Genomic DNA, 15722 nt, shown 5'->3' on the forward strand with positions numbered 1-15722 from the left:
CTCAGCTCCCCTCCTCGCGGACTGCGGCCCCGTCGTCTCCGGCTCCCCCGCTCGCGGCGCGCTCGCCCGCCGCGAGCCCCGCGTCGAGGTCGGCGATCACGTCCTCGGGGTCCTCGATACCGACCGAGAGCCGGAGCATCTCGGGGTAGACGCCCGCGTGCCGCTGTTGGTCTTCGTCCATCTGCGCGTGCGTCGTGGAGGCCGGGTGGATGACGAGCGTCTTCGCGTCGCCGATGTTCGCGAGGAAGCTCGTCAGCTCGACCGACTCGCAGAACGTCTTGGCGGCCTCGTAGCCGCCGTCGACGCCGAAGGTGACCATCCCGCCGAAGCCGTCGAGGTACTCGGCGGCGTTCCCGTGGCTCTCGTGGTCCTCGAAGCCGGGGTAGCTCACCCAGTCGACCCGGTCGTCGTCGCGGAGGTACTCGGCGACCTCCCGCGCGTTCTCGCAGTGGCGCTCCATCCGCAGCGGCAGCGTGTTGAGCCCCTGGATCGTCTGCCACGCGTCGAAGGGGGACTGCTGGCCGCCGGTCGGGCGGACGCCGCGCTGGCGGACGACGTTGGCGAACGCGGCGTCGCCGAACTGCTCGACGAAGTCGATCGGGTACGCTGGCGACTGCCCGTCCAGTTCGTCGTAGTCGGCGTCGGGGTGGCCCCACGGGAACTGCCCGCCGTCGACGACGACGCCGCCGACCGTGGTGCCGTTGCCGGTGATCCACTTCGTCGTCGACTCCCAGACGATGTCCGCGCCGTGTTCGAACGGCCGGCAGCAGTACGGCGTCGCGAACGTGTTGTCGACGACGAGCGGCACCGCGTGCTCGTGGGCGATCTCGGCGAGCCGCTCGAAGTCGGGCGTGACGAGCGAGGGGTTCGCGATCGTCTCGACGTGGACGAACGCGGTGTCGTCGTCGACCGCGTCCGCGTACGCCTCGTAGTCGAGCGTGTCGACGAGCCGCGTCTCGATGCCGCGGCGGTCCGCGATGCTGGTGAGGTACGCCGCGGTCCCGCCGTACATCTCGGAGCTGGCCACGACGTTGTCGCCCGCGCTCGCGAGGACGGTCGTGATCGCGTCGAACGCGGCCATCCCCGAGCCCGTCGCGACCGCGTCCGACCCGCCGGAGAGGTCGGCGATCCGGTCTTCCAAGGCGTTCACCGTCGGATTCGAGAGCCGGGAGTAGATGTGACCTTCCGCCCGGAGCGCGTACATCTCCGCCGCCGTGTCCGCGTCGTCGAAGACGTACGACGTGGTCTGGTGGATCGGCGTGGCGCGGGCGCCGGTGGCCGGGTCGGGCTCGGCGCCGGCGTGGAGACTCCGGGTGGAAAACCCACGTGTCATGTTTGTTGCTCATACGTCTACGCACTTCTATAACCGTCAGTTACGGCAATTGATGCCCCTTCGCCGGTGACGCCGGGCGTCGCCGGGACCGGGGCCACGCCGCGCCGGGCTCGCGCAGGCCCCGCGTCGAGCCGTGCCGGGCCGCGCTGGCCCCGCCGAAGCGTGCGTTTATGACCGGTCGGGCGCCAACCGGTGGTAATGGCAGTCGCCGCCCCAGTCCCCGACCTCGCCGACCGCGCGACCGACTGCGCCGACCGACTGCGCGAGGCCGGCCGGGTGCTGCTCGCGTCGCACATCGACGCCGACGGGATCACGAGCGCCGCGGTCGCATCGACCGCGCTCGCCCGGGCCGGGATCGACCACGAGGTCGTCTTCGAGAAGCAGCTGGACGCCGACGCGATCGCCGGCATCGCCGCCCGCGAGTTCGACGTGGTGCTTTTCACCGACTTCGGCTCCGGCCAGCTCGACGTGATCGCCGACCACGAGGAGCGCGGCGACTTCGTCCCCGTCATCGCCGACCACCACCAGCCGGCCGACCGCGACACGCGCTACCACCTCAACCCCCTGCTGGAGGGGATCGACGGCGCGAGCGAGCTCTCCGGCGCCGGCGCGAGCTACGTCCTCGCCCGCGCGCTGGAGGGGCCGGACGGCGACAACCGCGACCTCGCCGCGCTCGCGGTCGTCGGCGCGGTCGGCGACATGCAGGACTCCGACGGCGGACTCGTCGGCGCCAACGAGTCGATCGTCGCCGACGGCGTCGACGCCGGCGTCCTGGAGGCCCAGACCGACCTCGACCTGTACGGCAGACAGACCCGCCCGCTCCCCAAGTTCCTTGAGTACGCCTCGGACGTGAAGATCCCGGGGGTCTCGAACGACGAGGCGGGCGCGATATCCTTCCTCACCGACCTCGACGTCGACGTGAAACGCGACGGCGAGTGGCGGCGCTGGGTCGACCTCGACGGCGGGGAGCGGCGGACCCTCGCGTCGGCGCTGATGCGCCGCGCGGTCGCCTCGGGCGTCCCGTCCGACCGGATCGAGGCGCTCGTCGGCACCGCCTACACGCTGGTCGACGAGGAGCCCGGCACCGAGCTGCGCGACGTCAGCGAGTTCTCGACCCTGCTCAACGCCACCGCGCGCTACGAGCGCGGCGACGTGGGCCTGGCGGTGTGTCTCGGCGACCGCGGCGACGCGCTCGCGGAGGCGCGCCGGCTGCTGCGCACGCACCGACAGAACCTCTCCGAGGGGCTCCAGTGGGTCAAAAACGAGGGCGTCACCCACGAGGAGCACCTCCAGTGGTTCGACGCCGGCTCCCGCATCCGCGAGACCATCGTCGGCATCGTCGCCGGGATGGCGGTCGGCTCCCCCGCGGTCGACCGCTCGAAGCCGGTGATCGCCTTCGCCGAGGAGAGCGCGACGGAGCTGAAGGTGTCCTCGCGCGGCTCGCACGCGCTCGTCAGACGGGGGCTCGACCTGTCCGCGGTGATGCGCGAGGCGAGTCAGGCGGTCGGCGGCGACGGCGGGGGCCACGACGTGGCCGCGGGCGCGACGATCCCGACCGACGAGCGCGACGCGTTCCTCGCCGAGGCGGACCGGATCGTCGGCGAGCAGCTCTCCTGAACCGGTCAGCGGCCGCGTCCCCGCCCGAGGCGACCCGCTCGGCCGTCACTTCAGCGTGGCGTAGGTCAGGAGCGCGACGGCGAGCAGTTCGAGCACGCTCATCGCGAGCACGACCCGCCCCACCAGCGGGTCCATCGCGTACAGCGTCCGCATGCTGCTGAAGAAGAACCCGATGGCGATCAGGTTCTCGACGAGCAGGACGGCGCAAAATCCCAACAGCCCGAGGAGGAGCGTCGACCCGAACTCCCGGTAGTTGCGGAGCCACACGGCGGCCAGCACCGCCAGCAGCGCGCTGTTGACGATCCCGATCAACACGGCGAGCCCGGTCGGCGACGCCGGGTTCATTCGGCGTCCACCTCCGCGGTGATCTCCTCGAACGCGTCCGCGTGACGCTCGAAGCGGTCTGTCAGGAAGTAGAGCTTGCCGTAGTCGTGGTCGCTCGGTTCGACGACGTCGTGGTCTCGGAGCATGTCGAGGTGGTGGGTGATGGTGTTGTAGTCGACGTCCAGTCGCTCCGCCAGCTCGTTCGCGTTCCGGGGGCGGTCGCGGAGTTCCCGGACGATCCGGACCCTGTTGGCGCCACCGCGGCTCGCGACGAACAGGTACCACAGGGCCTTCTCCATTTGGCGTACTGGTGTGGTGAGCAGGCGATGAAAGTCGTTTCGACCCGCGCGGTCGCTCCGGCGGCCGGCTCTGCCCCGGGACGGTCCCGGGACGGCCGCGTCAGCCGACGGTCCGACGGACCCACCCCGAGGCGCCGCTCGGGACGGAGCCGGACTCCTCCCGCGTCTGGAGGACCCCCTCGCCGTCGGTCGCGCGGACGACGACCTCGTGCTCCCCGTCCGCCTCGAAGACGTGGCGCCACTGGCGCCACACGTCGGCGTCCGGCAGCGGCTCGGAGAGCTCGGCGTCGGTCCAGGTATCGCCGCCGTCGGTCGAGACCTCGACGCGCTCGATACCGGTCGTTCCAGCGTAGGCGTGGCCGGCGAGCTCGATCCGGCCGTCGCCGAGCTCCGTTATCCCCTCGTCCCAGAGCTTGGCGACCGTCTTCACCTCGCCGGTCCCCTCCCAGCCGCGCTCCTCCCAGTAGCCGTCCTCCTCGACGTTCAGCAGCTCGATCTCCGAGAGCCACTTCACGTTCGTCTCTCCCCAGTGGCCCGGGATCAGCACTCGCACCGGGTGCCCGTGGCTGGTCGGCAGCTCCTTGCCGTTCATCCCCCACGCGAGGAACCCCTCCGCGAGCACGTCGACCGGGAACTGGACGTAGTAGCCGTCCTCGCCGCGCAGCATGGCGCAGTTACACTCGCCCTGCGGGTCGACCGACTCCAGCAGCGGCCGGATCGGGGTCCCCGTCCAGACGGCGTTGTCCAGCTTGCGCCCGTTCAGATCCTCACCGACGCACCGCAGCGTTATCGCGCGGTGCTCGACGGGGCGGTCGGTCAGCTCGTCGAAGTCGACCGTCCGCTCGCTCCCGGTCTCGCCGGTGAACGTCAGCGACCACTCGTCGGCGGTGACCTCGGGGTCGAACTCCGCGATGTCGACGTTGTAGAACTCGCCGATCCGACTCACCATCCCGCCGAGGGCGTCGCTCTCGACCGCCAGCGACGCCGATTCGACCTCCTGAAGCCGCGCGGCCGCGCCCTCCGACCGCGGGGCGTCGGGGAGCGGCCCGTCGCCCGGCGCGAGCGACCGCCGCCCCACCGCGCTCGCGGCGGCGAACCCGAGGGCCCCAGTGACGACTCCGAGGGTCCGGCGACGCACCGCGTCGACGACCGCCGGCGCGTCCCGCGCGCCGGTGGCATCGTCGTCGGACGGCGTGGCGTCGCCCCCGGACGGCGCGGCCGACTCCGGCAGCCAGCCGACCCCGACGACCGCCGCCGCGGGCAGCGCCGCGCCGAGCGCGCCGAGCGAGATTCCCGTCAGGGCGGCGGCGAGCAGCCAGGATCCGCCCCCGGCGACCGCGGCGCCGACCCCTCGGCTATCGGTGCGCGCGGCGAGTTCGAGGCCGGCGAACGCGACCGTGCCGAACAGGCCGACGACGGTCGCGACGGCCATGGCGATGTGGATCAGGTGCCCCGCGTCGCCGAAGGTCTCGATCGAGAAGGTCACGATCGGCCCCGGCGTCAGGTTGACGATGGCCTGGTCGACCGGCCTGACCACGAACGCGGGCGTCCACCCCGTGGCGAGGTACGAGCCCGCGACCGCGGCCGCGCCGGCCGCCGCCGCGAGCAGCGCGTCTCGCTGTTCGGTAACGTCGATCATACGCTACATCGGGGTCGCGGTCACTTGAACCACGCCCTCAACGGCCGGTGCGCCCGCGGATACTGCCGGTGTCGCACCGCGACCGGCCGCCGCGGCCGGATCTCGCGCGTCTCGTTGCGTCATGTCCTCGACGAGGACGACGGCGGGGATATAGATTTTTCAACGACCGGACAACATCCGTTCGGAGTCCGGCCCGGATCCGTTCAAACTTCGTTCGGTATCCCGCCGCGGTCGACGGGTTCGGGCAGACGCTCACGGTCGGAGGGCGATGGACATTCTCTGTCGGAGCGCGGTAACGTTCGGCGCGCGCGAGCGACGAAGAAACGCTGTCGCGTTCGGCGGCGCGTCGGGAGAATCGGGTGAGCGGCGAATCGCAGGTCGGCCCCACCGCGAGAAGGTCGGGTGGCGTCGCGTCAGGCCTCGCCGAGGTCGCGGAACATCGCGCGGTAGTCGTCGGTCGACAGCGACTCGCCGAGGTCGTCGATGTCGGCGTCCAACTCCTCCAGCCGGTCGACGAGCTCGGCGTACGCCTCGTTCCCCTCGCGCTGCGCGGCCGGCTTCTGCGAGCTCAACACGGCGCGCTTGCTTGCGAGCGCGGCGGCCTCCTGGACGAGGTCGTCGTACTCGCTGCGGGTCAGGAGGGTGTCGATGGCCGCGAGCAGCTTCGTGCGGCTCACCGGCTTGGTGAGATAGAGGTCGAACCCCATGTCGATGATGTCGAAGTCGGGCTCGACCGCGGTCACCATCGCCACGCGGCAGTCGTACCCCTCCTCGCGGATGTGTTCCAGGACGTCGTCGCCGCTCCCGTCGGGGAGGCGGCGGTCGAGGAGCACTACGTCGACGGCGGCGTCGACGCGGTCGACCGCCTCGGCGGCGGTCTCGGCGACGTCGACGTCGTACCGCTCCTCTAAGAAGCCGGCGTACAGCGCCGCGATGTCTGGCTCGTCCTCCACGACGAGTATCGACGGATCGCTCACCGTCGATCACCGCCGGGAGCGACCGGACACGCTTCACCGGGCATACACGAACGGGCGGTGTGTCGAGAGATAAAACTGTCGCCGTCCGTTCGCCCGATGTGCTGAACCGTCTTTTATATAGTCCGGCCGTGTAAGGGGAGACGAATGTCAGAACTCGTCTCCACCGGGGTCGAGGGGCTCGACTCCATTCTCACCGGCGGCATCACCCAGCGGTCCACGGTCCTCGTCTCGGGGAACCCGGGCACCGGCAAGAGCATCTTCGGCATCCAGTACCTCCACCACGGCGTCTCCGAACACGGCGAGCGCGGCGTCTACGTCTCCTTCGAGGAGGACGAGGCCGACATCCGCGGCGCGGCCGAGTCCGTCGGCTTCGAGGGGTTCGACGAGATGGTCGACGACGGCGACATCGTCATCCTCGACAAGCGCGAGATGCTCCGCGAGACCGACTTCTCGACCGCGGTCGACCGCCTGCTCGACACCGTCGAGGACGGCGACTTCGACCGCCTCGTCCTCGACTCGCTGTCGATGTTCCAGTTGTTCTTCGACGCCGAACAGGAGAAGCGCACGTACCTGCTGAAGTTCTCGGACATCCTCAAGGCGAACGGGCTCACCTCGCTGCTCATCAACGAGCAGGGCGCCGTCTTCCCCGATACCGAGGTCGGCTTAGAGAACTTCCTCACGGACGGGAACATCTACTTCATCCAGACGCCGACCGACTCCGGCGTCAACCGCTACGTCTGGGTGGCGAAGATGCGGAAACAGGACATCGACACCGACATCTTCCCGATGGAGATCGGGCAGGGCGGTATCACCGTCCACGAGCGCGCGGGCGGTTTCTCGATGATGGGCGGCTCCGACGACCAGCCGTCGTTCTGACGAGTCAAGAGCCGCCGGGGAACGGTGTTACTCTCGCGACGAGAGGTCGCGCCAGACGTCGTCGAGGCGGTTCTTCACCGCCGACCGCTCCTCGACCTCGACGGTGAGCCCGTCGCGGAAGTCGACCTCCACTCCGTCGACCTTCCGGCGGTACACCTTCACGCGCCGGTGTTCGTCCGACAGCGGTCGGTCGTGTAACTCGAGGAGGTCCGCCTCCTCTAACTCGTTGATCCGTCGGTAACACGTCGCGATCGGGACGTCCAGCTGGTCGCTGAGGTCCTGCGCCGACTTCGCTTCGCCGGTCGCCGTCAGGATGTCCGTGTTGTATTTGTTACCGAGTACGGTGATCAGATCGTCCCCCACCATTCACATTATCGAGATTGATTTCCGGGTGGTAAAAGGGTACCGGTGATCGTCAGACGCACGTCATATCTCTCGTCGTCCGTTTTCGCCGCGATTTCGTCCGTTTCAGTCGCCTTCGACTCGTTCGTCTCTCACCCCTCGCCGGAGGTATTATCGCGGCTGATACCCGCTCCCGTGGGTTTATGACCGCCGTTCGAGCAGGAGGTGTATGGAGCTCATCGAGGGGTTGTACCTGGTGACGACCACCGTGTTGGCCGGCGCGAGCGCGACGCTCGTCGCGTTCGCGGTCGCGGCGTACCGGTCGTCGGGCCGCACGGCGATGGCGTACCTGGCGGTCGGCTTCGGTCTCGTCGTCGTCGCGGCAGTGGGAACGCCAGCGGCCGCGTTCCGGACGGAGTTCGGGAACGCCGAGGCGCTTCTGCTGATCAACACCGGACTGCTCGCGGCGTCGATGGCGCTCGTCGCCGGGAGCCTCGCGGTCTACGAGCCGGGGACCCAGGAGTTCGTGATCCCCGAGTCGGAACTGTCGCGCCTGCGCGATCAGTGAACACCGAGCGAGTCTAACGCCCAGCAAACGACCGCGCGTTCTGCGGCCGTCGCCGTCGCTCTTTGGCTCGACTCCCTCTCCCCGCCGTCGGCTGTCCCGTCTTTTCCGCTCAACTGTTTCGTCGCTGAGTATCGACGACGCGCGCTAACTCGCCAGATCCAACTCTGAGAATCGATCTGTGGCTTCGTTAATTAGTTCTGTAACTAAAACGCCAAAATAAATACGAAAACCGCACGACGTAAGCCGTTTATCAAGATGAATAACCGGGTGAGTGATCTTAAGTAGGAATTCCCCATCGCTATCGATAACGCCCGCCGGGCAGGCCGGGGGCCGACGCAACACAACCAATGTTCGAAGCAATCACGGACGAGGAACAACGCGGTCAAGTGGGGATCGGGACCCTCATCGTGTTCATCGCGATGGTGCTGGTGGCGGCGATCGCCGCCGGCGTCCTGATCAACACGGCCGGGTTCCTCCAGACGCAGGCGGAAGCAACGGGCGAAGAGAGTACAGCGCAAGTGAGCGACCGGCTCCAAGTCGTGAGTCAGTCCGGGAATGTTACTGACAACACTACCGACAACGTGCGGGTCATCGACGAACTGAACCTCACGGTCGCCCAGTCGCCCGGAGCTGGTAACATCGACCTCAACCAGACGACGGTCGAACTGGTTGGGACCGGCGGGCAGGAGTCCTTCGAACTCGGCGGCTCCGAGTCGAACATCAACATCTTCACCGGTGACCCCGGCGACGTCGTGCTGACCTCCAGCAGCGACCGCGCGGACATCGGTATCGACCTCAGCAGTACACAGTACAACACCGATCAAAATGGCGAACTCAGAGGTGGCGACAGTCTAACCGTCACCTTCACCACGCCGTCGGGTGCGACGACCTCAGCGGAGCTGCGCGTCCCGACGACGCTAACCGATGAGCAGGACTCGGTGAGGCTGTAACAATGTTCGAATTCATCACTAACAACGAAGACCGCGGTCAGGTCGGTATCGGGACCCTCATCGTGTTCATCGCGATGGTGCTGGTGGCGGCGATCGCCGCTGGCGTTCTGATCAACACGGCCGGGTTCCTCCAGTCACAGGCGGAAGCGACCGGTCAGGAGAGTACGGACCTCGTCTCCGAACGGATCGACGTGACGAGTGAGGTCGGAATCGTCGGTAACGCGTCCAACGGAACGCTCAACGAGATTCGCGTCAGCGTGGCCGGCGCGGCCGGCTCCGATCAGATTGATCTGAGCGAAACAACCATCGAAGCGGTCGGTCCGAACGGACAGGAAAACCTGGTCTTCAACGGGACCGACAGTGTCGACAACCTCACCGCCAATCAGTTTGGCGTCAAGGACGATAATGGGAACTTCGTCAGCTCGGACAATGCGGTGCTCGACGAGGACTCCCAGCTGACGATCGTCCTCAACCCCGATGTGAGCCCGTTCGGTTCGTCGAGCGAACCGTTCGGTGAGGGGGACACCTCGTCGCTGGAGATCGTCTCGCCGTCGTCGGCGACGACCTCGATCTCGCTCGACTCGCCCGACCTCTACGAGGAGGACGGCGAAGCGGTCCGGCTCTAACGAGCTTCGAACCGACGTTCGACGACGTGCGGCGGCTCGGCCGCCCGCAACACCTATTTTTCGGCGCGCGCTACCACGACCCATGAGTGACGACGACGCGGTACCGGCCGATCCGGAGGAGCTCGACTTCACCGACGACGAGAACGTCGTCGAGATCGGGGAGGGCCGCTACGTCGTCGGGACGAACGGCCGTCCCAACGTCGGCCGCTCGCGGGGGCAGCGCCGCGCGCCGCCGGAAGATGACTCCGGGTTCACCGCCGCCGACCCTGCGAGCCCGGACGAGCGGCGCCCCGCCGGTGACGACCCGCGGGCGAGCGCGGCCGGCCCCGGCGTCGGCCAACGCGGGCAGTCCACCGGCGGACAGGCTGGCGGTGGACACCCCGGCGGCGGCCAACCGCCGCCGAACGCGCAGGGGCAGCGCCGGAATCAGGCCGCAGTGAGCGGCGACGTGGTCGATCGACAGGCGGTGAGCCGATGGTTGGCGAACTCTTTCGACGGCGACGGGTTCGACTACGGGATCGACGCGACGCTCCACGCGAAGGGCGACACCACCCGGCAGCGGATGGTGTCGAACGACGTGACGGCGACGTTCGACACGCTCATTTCGTGGTTCGCGTCGAACGCCGGCCCGAGTTCGCCGACGCCGGAGGCGATCGGACTACTGCTCGCGGCCTCCGAGACGACCGTCGACATCCCGCCGGTGATGATAAAGCGGTTCGCGGCGAGCCAGGGCCTCACGGCGAGCGACAGCATCGGCGACCTGGTTCGGGCCGCCGAGGACGCGGGCGGATTCAGGATCGAGTAATTCGGATCGAGAAGTGACCCCGATTCGAGGGGACCGCCCCGTCTTCCGCGTACCTCACAACAGCACGAACAGAGCGATCCCGATCAGCGCGAACACCGCGTAGACCCCTGCCATCACCTCGCGCTTCAGCGGGCTGCCGAGCGGCTCCGCGGTGAGCCGTCGGATCGGGGGCAGGATCGCGATCCCGGCGAGGATCAGCGGCCACGACTCCGCGGCCGGGACCCGCGTGAGCGCGACGACGATCGTCCCGTACCCGAGGACGTACGACCCGCGCCGCCACAGTTGCTCGCGGTCCGAGAGCTCTTCCATGGACGGGAACGCGTCGCTTCCGCCCGACCCGCCGCCCTCCGATCCGCCGGCACCGCCGCCTGCGACCTGCTCCGCCTGCCGCTGGACGTACTCGTCGAGCTCCTCCGCCGCGTCCTCCGTCTGCGGAGCGCCGCACTGGGCGCAGTACCGCGCGTCGTCGTCGACCGGGGCGTCACAGCGGGGACACGATGGCATCTTGGCGTGGATCGGGCGCCGCCACGGCTTAATTCTTCGGACCGACGACTCCGCTCACGTCGGGCGATTTCCGCGTCCTCCCCTCGATTTCCCCGATCTCGTTACACGCCCTGATAATCGGGTGGGTACGCTTTAGTCGGTGACCCGCGGAGTCGTCGGCAACCAGGCGCGGGCCGGTCGACGGTCCGCACTCGTTGCCCACGCCCTCATGACACTGGAACGAGACGACGCGACCGACACGCGTTCGACGGACCCGACGGCGACCGACGGCGATCGGACGAGCGGCACCGGAGCGCGACGGCGACTCCGTTCGCTCGGCACCGACCTGTCGGGGATCCAAGCGAGCGCGGTCGGTCTCGCCGTCCTCGTCGCGCTCGCCGGCCTCCTCGCGACCGCCCCGGTCGCGGCCGGCCTCGCGGTCGGCTCGTCCGCGTCGTCCGTCGCCGCCGGACCGACGGCGCCCGTCGCGGTCGAGGCCCCGGGTCCGGTCGGCCCGGCCGACCGGCCGGAGATCAGCGGCGGATTCTCTCGACCGACCTACACCGGCGTCGCGGGCGACCCGATCGAGATCAGCCACACCTTCGACAACCCCGACGGTCCGGCGTACCTGCTGATCGGGGGCAACCGGCTCAGCGACACCGGGGAGCCCGTGGGCTTCGTCGACGTGGTCAAGCTCACTGGGCAGACGACGACGATCAACACGCGGACGATCGGCACCGACGCGACCAGCGCGAACAGCTGCGCGAACGCGACGTGCGACCTGGAGTTCCGCGACGAGAACGGGGACGTGGTCGCGGAGAGCCTCGACGACCTGAGCGCGTTCACGGGCGCGACCGGCGCCGGCGGGCTCGCCCGGCCGCTCGTCCCGCAGCGCTACCGGCTCGCGATCACCAACGGGACGTTCGTCGTCAGTGACGACGGCGTGGTGACGCCGACCGCGGCCGCCGATCAGGCCGACCTCGTGCTGGAGAAGCCGTCGTTCCGAGACGATGTCGAGGTGTTCACCACCGCCGACCGGGACGCGCTCGGCGAGGACGCCGACGCGGAGTCGCTCGGCGTGCTCCGCGAGAACGGGGCCGAGCGGTCCGTGGTGACCAAGGGGAACCGGATCGTCCTCGGCTTCGAGTCGACCGGCATCTGGGGGGCGCTGTCGCACTTCGCCGCGGAGCGCGGCGCGGGCCCGATCGAGGCCGGCGAGGCGGTCGACCACCGCGTCCTGGCCGACCTGTTGGAGAAGGAGTCGGGCGTGTCGCTCATGGTCAGACAGACGAACCCGGGGATGAACGAACGGCCCGCGAGGCTCGACCTCTCGCGCGCCGACCCGGAGGACGTCTCGCTCATCGTCGCGGACGCGACCGAGCTGGAGTCGCCCGACGCCCCGGGTCGCTTCTACCTCGTGATCGACACGAGCGACGGCGACCACTTCACCGATGACCCCGAACCGGGCGACGAGTTCTCCGTCGCGTTCGCGCTGGAGGGGACCGAGGGCGAGCGGTACGCGTTCGCCGACGGGCAGGAGCCGCCGGCCGCGTTCGCGTCCGCGTCGGGGCCCGACGACGCCGCCCAGTTCCCCTACTGGGAGGCGGCCGACAGCACGGTCCGCGCCGAGGCGTCGTTCACTGTCCGGGAGCGGTACCTCCGGTACGACCACGTCACCGAGGACGGCGACCTCCTCGTCGAGGCGGACGAAGGGCAGCTCACGGGGACCACGTCGCTGCTGCCGCGGCGGGAGATGACCGCGACGCTCGTGAACGACGCCGGCGACGCGCCGTTCCGGGACGAGTCGCCGCTGGAGATCGCGGACGGCAACTTCACCGTCGACGTCGACCTCGACGGGGTTTCCCCCGGGACGCGGCTGAACTACGAGCTGTACGAGGGGTCCACGCTCCGCGACAGCCGGACGCTCATCGTCGTCGGCGACGCCGACAACCCGGACGAGCTGGTGATCGACGACGCCCCCGACAACGTCACCGTCACCGAGGGCGGGAACCTCTCCGCGCTCCGGGTCGTCGCGCGCAACGCGGGCGGGCTCACCGGCGAGGGCGAACTCGCGCTCACCGTCGACAACGGCAGCCTCGGCGGCTCGTGGGGCGTCCGGCTCGCGCCGGGCGAGTCCCGGACCTACGACTTCGCCTCCGTGCCCGCCGACCTCGACCCCGGCAGGTATCCGTTCACCCTCCGGCTCGACGGCGACACCCGCGGCGGGACGCTGATCGTCGAGCAGGACCCGGCGACGACGACGATCGACGACGAGGGCGACGGGAGCGCGGCCAACGGCACCGACGCCGACGACGGTGGCGCGGCTAACGGGACCGACGACGGGACTGAAGCGAGCGGCGACGACGGCGACTCGGAACAGAGTTCGACCGCCCCGAACGGGTCGGACTCGGACGGCGGCTCGAACGGCACCGAGACCGACGGCGGCTCCGGCGAGACGAGCGACGGGGACACGCCGGCAGGGGACGCGCCCGACTCCGTCGGCATGCTCCTGCTACCCTTCGGCACCCGCGAGGCGCTCGGCGGCACGGTCCTCGTCGGTGCGGTCCACATCCTCGGCCACTGGGTCTGAGACGCTCTGCGGGGCCGCCGGCCCGCGGCGGCCTCCGTCTACTGGCCCGAACGAGCCCGCCGCCGGGACCGTTCCGCGTCCGTTCTCATCGCTGAGAACCGCGGGGGAGCGATTAAGTGTTCGCTTTCCCCCCCTTCAGACAACAATGGCTACGCGGGTACTCATCGCCGACGACTCGGAGTTCATGCGGAACCTCCTCCGGGAGATCCTCGAAGGCGAGTTCGAGATCGTCGGGGAGGCGGAGAACGGCGTGGAGGCGGTGAACATGTACGAGGAGCACGGGCCGGACCTCGTGATGATGGACATCGTGATGCCGATCCGCGACGGGATCGAGGCGACGACGGAGATCCTCGAAGAGAACCCCGACGCGACGGTGATCATGTGTACCAGCGTCGGCCAGGAGGAGAAGATGAAGGCGGCCATCAAGGCGGGCGCGGAGGGGTACATCACGAAGCCGTTCCAGAAGCCGAACGTGCTCGACGCAATCGGCTCGGCGGTATAATGCGCGTCGACGTCCGCGCGCTCGGCGCCTGTAACCGCCTCGCGGAGCAGGGCGCGAAACAGGCCGCCGGCGCGCTCTCGGACCTGACCGGGACCGACCTCGCGGTGGAGGTGACGGGCGCGAGCGTCGCCAGCGGCGAGGACCTCGCGGAGTCGTTCGCGGGCCGGGAGTCCATCGGCGTGAGCGTCGGACTCCGCGGCGGGCTGGACGGCGAGGCGGTCCTCGCGTTCGACGCCGTCAACGCCGACGCCCTGCTCTCGCTGCTCCCCGGCGGCGCGTCGATGGAGCGGAGCGCGGTGACGGAGGTCGGCAACATCGCCCTCGGCGGCTTCCTCGACGGGTGGGCGAACTACCTCGGGAAGGCGATCGACATGACGCCCCCGCGGTACTTCGAGGCCGACGGCGCGGCGGTGCTGCCGGACGGCGCGCTGGCGGGCGACGGCGTCTTCCTCTTCGAGAGCCGGCTGGACGCGACGACGACGGACCTCGACTTCTCGATCTACATGCTGCCCGACTCGGGGCCGTTCCGCGACCTCATCGTCGGGAAGACGGCGCCCGCGGCGACCGCCGGCGGCGAGGCGAACGGCGGGACGGAGAGTACGGCCGTCCCGTACGAGTCGCTGTCGACATTCTCCTCGCTGGCGAAGAAGGGGTCGGCGAACGCCGCCGACAACATCGCGATGATGACCGGGTTAGAAACGAGCGTCGACGTGAGCCGGCTCCGGTTCGTCCCGCTCGCCGACGTGCCCGCGGAGGTCGGTACCGAGCCGCACGCGGGCACGGTGTTCGAGCTTCAAGGCGAGCCGAGCGGCTACCTCGCCATCCTCTTCGAGGAGTCGTCGGCGGCGGCGGTCGCGGACGCGATGCTGCCGATGGAGCCCGACGAGCCCCTCGGCGACATGGCCGAGAACGCCCTGTGCGAGCTCGGAAACGTGATGACGAGCGGGTTCATCGACGGCTGGGCGAACGTGCTCGGCACGTCGATCACCCACTCGCCGCCGGAGTTCGTCCACGACATCGGCGCGTCGACGATCAGCCCGCTCGTCGCCAAGCTGAGCGAGCGGCAGGACTACGGGTTCGTGATCGACACCGCGATCCAGACCGAGGGGATCCAGGCGCGCTGCGACGTGTACGCGCTCCCCGACGAGCGCGAACTGGCCCGGGCGCTCGACCGGCTCTCGGACCCGTGACCCGCTCGCTCTCCGACGATCGGCCGGACGCCCCGGCGGAGCGAACGGAGAGCGACGGGACCGCGGTCGCCGACGCGGAGCCCGCCGCCGTCACGGGCGGCGCGGCGAGCGACGACCCGGGCCGGATCAAGGTCGGCGTGGGCGAGCTGGCGGTCACGGACGGCGACGCCGTCCTGACGACCAGCGGCCTCGGCTCCTGTGTCGCGGTCGCGCTCGTCGACGAGCGGGCCGGCGTCCGCGGGCTCCTCCACGCCATGCTGCCCGCGGGCGAGGGGCAGTCCACCGCGGCCTCGCGGCCGGCGAAGTACGTCGACACCGGGATCGACTCGCTGATCGGGGCGCTCGACGACGCCGGCGCCGACCCGCGCCGCCTGAAGGCGCGCGTCGCCGGCGGCGCCGAGATGCTCGACCTCACCGACGCGGTCGGTCCCCGGAACGTCGAGCGGGTCGGCGAGGTGCTCGACGCCGCGAACGTCCCGGTCGTCGCCAGCGACGTCGGCGACGCGGTGGGGCGGACGGTCCGGTTCGGTCCGGACGGGCGGCTCGTCATCCGGGCCGCCGACGGCTTCGAACGAGCCATCTGACCGCTTCTCCAGAGGCG

At 69.7% G+C, this 15722-nt stretch carries 17 protein-coding genes; 10 read left to right on the forward strand and 7 right to left on the reverse strand.

Annotated elements, in window-relative coordinates; translation table 11 throughout:
- Position 1 precedes the first annotated feature (1 nt).
- On the reverse strand, positions 2–1333 hold the full coding sequence (locus EXE44_RS08970) for an O-acetylhomoserine aminocarboxypropyltransferase/cysteine synthase family protein (protein WP_137716878.1): 1332 nt from the start codon (positions 1331–1333) through the stop codon (positions 2–4).
- Between the two features lie 198 nt (positions 1334–1531).
- Here EXE44_RS08970 and EXE44_RS08975 point away from each other — a divergent pair, with 198 nt between their 5' ends.
- The gene (locus tag EXE44_RS08975) at positions 1532–2950 is read left to right on the forward strand and encodes a DHH family phosphoesterase (protein WP_137716879.1); all 1419 of its coding nucleotides are present in this window, start codon (positions 1532–1534) and stop codon (positions 2948–2950) included.
- A 45-nt stretch (positions 2951–2995) separates the two neighbouring features.
- On the opposite strand, the gene EXE44_RS08980 is transcribed toward EXE44_RS08975, so the two are convergent.
- From EXE44_RS08980 to EXE44_RS08995, 4 genes are all read right to left on the reverse strand, one after another.
- Positions 2996–3295 (reverse strand): hypothetical protein, encoded by a 300-nt coding sequence (locus EXE44_RS08980; protein WP_137716880.1) that lies wholly within the window; start codon positions 3293–3295, stop codon positions 2996–2998.
- A complete protein-coding gene (locus EXE44_RS08985; RefSeq protein WP_121563115.1) occupies positions 3292–3573 on the reverse strand; it encodes a winged helix-turn-helix domain-containing protein in 282 nt (93 codons plus the stop codon). The genes EXE44_RS08980 and EXE44_RS08985 overlap by 4 nt, the downstream gene beginning before the upstream one ends.
- A 100-nt stretch (positions 3574–3673) precedes the next feature.
- A complete protein-coding gene (locus EXE44_RS08990; protein WP_137716881.1) occupies positions 3674–5212 on the reverse strand; it encodes a molybdopterin-dependent oxidoreductase in 1539 nt (512 codons plus the stop codon).
- Positions 5213–5625: 413 nt separating this feature from the next.
- Positions 5626–6189 carry a HalX domain-containing protein gene (locus tag EXE44_RS08995; protein ID WP_137716882.1) on the reverse strand — a complete coding sequence of 188 codons (564 nt, stop codon included), beginning with the start codon at positions 6187–6189 and terminating at the stop codon, positions 5626–5628.
- A gap of 144 nt (positions 6190–6333) precedes the next feature.
- Here EXE44_RS08995 and EXE44_RS09000 point away from each other — a divergent pair, with 144 nt between their 5' ends.
- A complete protein-coding gene (locus EXE44_RS09000; protein WP_004597593.1) occupies positions 6334–7065 on the forward strand; it encodes an ATPase domain-containing protein in 732 nt (243 codons plus the stop codon).
- Between the two features lie 27 nt (positions 7066–7092).
- Here the strand turns inward: EXE44_RS09000 and EXE44_RS09005 are convergent, their stop codons facing one another.
- Positions 7093–7431 (reverse strand): helix-turn-helix domain-containing protein, encoded by a 339-nt coding sequence (locus EXE44_RS09005; RefSeq protein ID WP_017343751.1) that lies wholly within the window; start codon positions 7429–7431, stop codon positions 7093–7095.
- A gap of 205 nt (positions 7432–7636) precedes the next feature.
- On the opposite strand from EXE44_RS09005, the gene EXE44_RS09010 reads away from it, so the two are divergent.
- The 4 genes from EXE44_RS09010 (at position 7637) to EXE44_RS09025 (ending at position 10356) form a co-directional block, all read left to right on the forward strand.
- Positions 7637–7975 carry a hypothetical protein gene (locus tag EXE44_RS09010; RefSeq protein WP_137716883.1) on the forward strand — a complete coding sequence of 113 codons (339 nt, stop codon included), beginning with the start codon at positions 7637–7639 and terminating at the stop codon, positions 7973–7975.
- 347 nt (positions 7976–8322) lie between these two features.
- Positions 8323–8925, forward strand: coding sequence for an archaellin/type IV pilin N-terminal domain-containing protein (locus EXE44_RS09015; protein WP_137716884.1), 603 nt, complete (start codon positions 8323–8325; stop codon positions 8923–8925).
- 2 nt (positions 8926–8927) lie between these two features.
- Positions 8928–9551, forward strand: a complete 624-nt coding sequence (locus tag EXE44_RS09020; protein WP_137716885.1) for an archaellin/type IV pilin N-terminal domain-containing protein — start codon at positions 8928–8930, stop codon at positions 9549–9551.
- 82 nt (positions 9552–9633) lie between these two features.
- Complete coding sequence (locus EXE44_RS09025) at positions 9634–10356, forward strand: hypothetical protein (RefSeq protein WP_137716886.1); 723 nt, start codon at positions 9634–9636, stop codon at positions 10354–10356.
- 54 nt (positions 10357–10410) lie between these two features.
- Here the strand turns inward: EXE44_RS09025 and EXE44_RS09030 are convergent, their stop codons facing one another.
- Positions 10411–10860 (reverse strand): zinc ribbon domain-containing protein, encoded by a 450-nt coding sequence (locus EXE44_RS09030; RefSeq protein ID WP_137716887.1) that lies wholly within the window; start codon positions 10858–10860, stop codon positions 10411–10413.
- A 208-nt stretch (positions 10861–11068) separates the two neighbouring features.
- Here EXE44_RS09030 and EXE44_RS09035 point away from each other — a divergent pair, with 208 nt between their 5' ends.
- From EXE44_RS09035 to EXE44_RS09050, 4 genes are all read left to right on the forward strand, one after another.
- Positions 11069–13429, forward strand: a complete 2361-nt coding sequence (locus tag EXE44_RS09035; RefSeq protein WP_137716888.1) for a BGTF surface domain-containing protein — start codon at positions 11069–11071, stop codon at positions 13427–13429.
- 145 nt (positions 13430–13574) lie between these two features.
- Complete coding sequence (gene cheY / locus EXE44_RS09040) at positions 13575–13931, forward strand: chemotaxis protein CheY (RefSeq protein WP_004597560.1); 357 nt, start codon at positions 13575–13577, stop codon at positions 13929–13931.
- Positions 13931–15121 carry a chemotaxis protein CheC gene (locus EXE44_RS09045; RefSeq protein ID WP_137716889.1) on the forward strand — a complete coding sequence of 397 codons (1191 nt, stop codon included), beginning with the start codon at positions 13931–13933 and terminating at the stop codon, positions 15119–15121. The genes cheY and EXE44_RS09045 overlap by 1 nt, the downstream gene beginning before the upstream one ends.
- Complete coding sequence (locus EXE44_RS09050; RefSeq protein WP_137716890.1) at positions 15118–15705, forward strand: chemotaxis protein CheD; 588 nt, start codon at positions 15118–15120, stop codon at positions 15703–15705. Before EXE44_RS09045 ends, EXE44_RS09050 begins: the two co-directional genes overlap by 4 nt.
- Positions 15706–15722: the final 17 nt, after the last annotated feature.

The sequence above is a fragment of the Halorubrum sp. SS7 genome (genome assembly GCF_005435055.1).
Taxonomy (GTDB): domain Archaea; phylum Halobacteriota; class Halobacteria; order Halobacteriales; family Haloferacaceae; genus Halorubrum; species Halorubrum salinarum.

Coding starts and splice junctions, on each gene's coding strand:
- EXE44_RS08970 (WP_137716878.1), bottom strand. CDS start 1,333: ATGACACGTGGGTTTTCCACCCGGAGTCTCCACGCCGGCGCCGAGCCC.
- EXE44_RS08975 (WP_137716879.1), top strand. CDS start 1,532: ATGGCAGTCGCCGCCCCAGTCCCCGACCTCGCCGACCGCGCGACCGAC.
- EXE44_RS08980 (WP_137716880.1), bottom strand. CDS start 3,295: ATGAACCCGGCGTCGCCGACCGGGCTCGCCGTGTTGATCGGGATCGTC.
- EXE44_RS08985 (WP_121563115.1), bottom strand. CDS start 3,573: ATGGAGAAGGCCCTGTGGTACCTGTTCGTCGCGAGCCGCGGTGGCGCC.
- EXE44_RS08990 (WP_137716881.1), bottom strand. CDS start 5,212: ATGATCGACGTTACCGAACAGCGAGACGCGCTGCTCGCGGCGGCGGCC.
- EXE44_RS09000 (WP_004597593.1), top strand. CDS start 6,334: ATGTCAGAACTCGTCTCCACCGGGGTCGAGGGGCTCGACTCCATTCTC.
- EXE44_RS09005 (WP_017343751.1), bottom strand. CDS start 7,431: ATGGTGGGGGACGATCTGATCACCGTACTCGGTAACAAATACAACACG.
- EXE44_RS09010 (WP_137716883.1), top strand. CDS start 7,637: ATGGAGCTCATCGAGGGGTTGTACCTGGTGACGACCACCGTGTTGGCC.
- EXE44_RS09015 (WP_137716884.1), top strand. CDS start 8,323: ATGTTCGAAGCAATCACGGACGAGGAACAACGCGGTCAAGTGGGGATC.
- EXE44_RS09020 (WP_137716885.1), top strand. CDS start 8,928: ATGTTCGAATTCATCACTAACAACGAAGACCGCGGTCAGGTCGGTATC.
- EXE44_RS09025 (WP_137716886.1), top strand. CDS start 9,634: ATGAGTGACGACGACGCGGTACCGGCCGATCCGGAGGAGCTCGACTTC.
- EXE44_RS09030 (WP_137716887.1), bottom strand. CDS start 10,860: ATGCCATCGTGTCCCCGCTGTGACGCCCCGGTCGACGACGACGCGCGG.
- EXE44_RS09035 (WP_137716888.1), top strand. CDS start 11,069: ATGACACTGGAACGAGACGACGCGACCGACACGCGTTCGACGGACCCG.
- cheY (WP_004597560.1), top strand. CDS start 13,575: ATGGCTACGCGGGTACTCATCGCCGACGACTCGGAGTTCATGCGGAAC.
- EXE44_RS09045 (WP_137716889.1), top strand. CDS start 13,931: ATGCGCGTCGACGTCCGCGCGCTCGGCGCCTGTAACCGCCTCGCGGAG.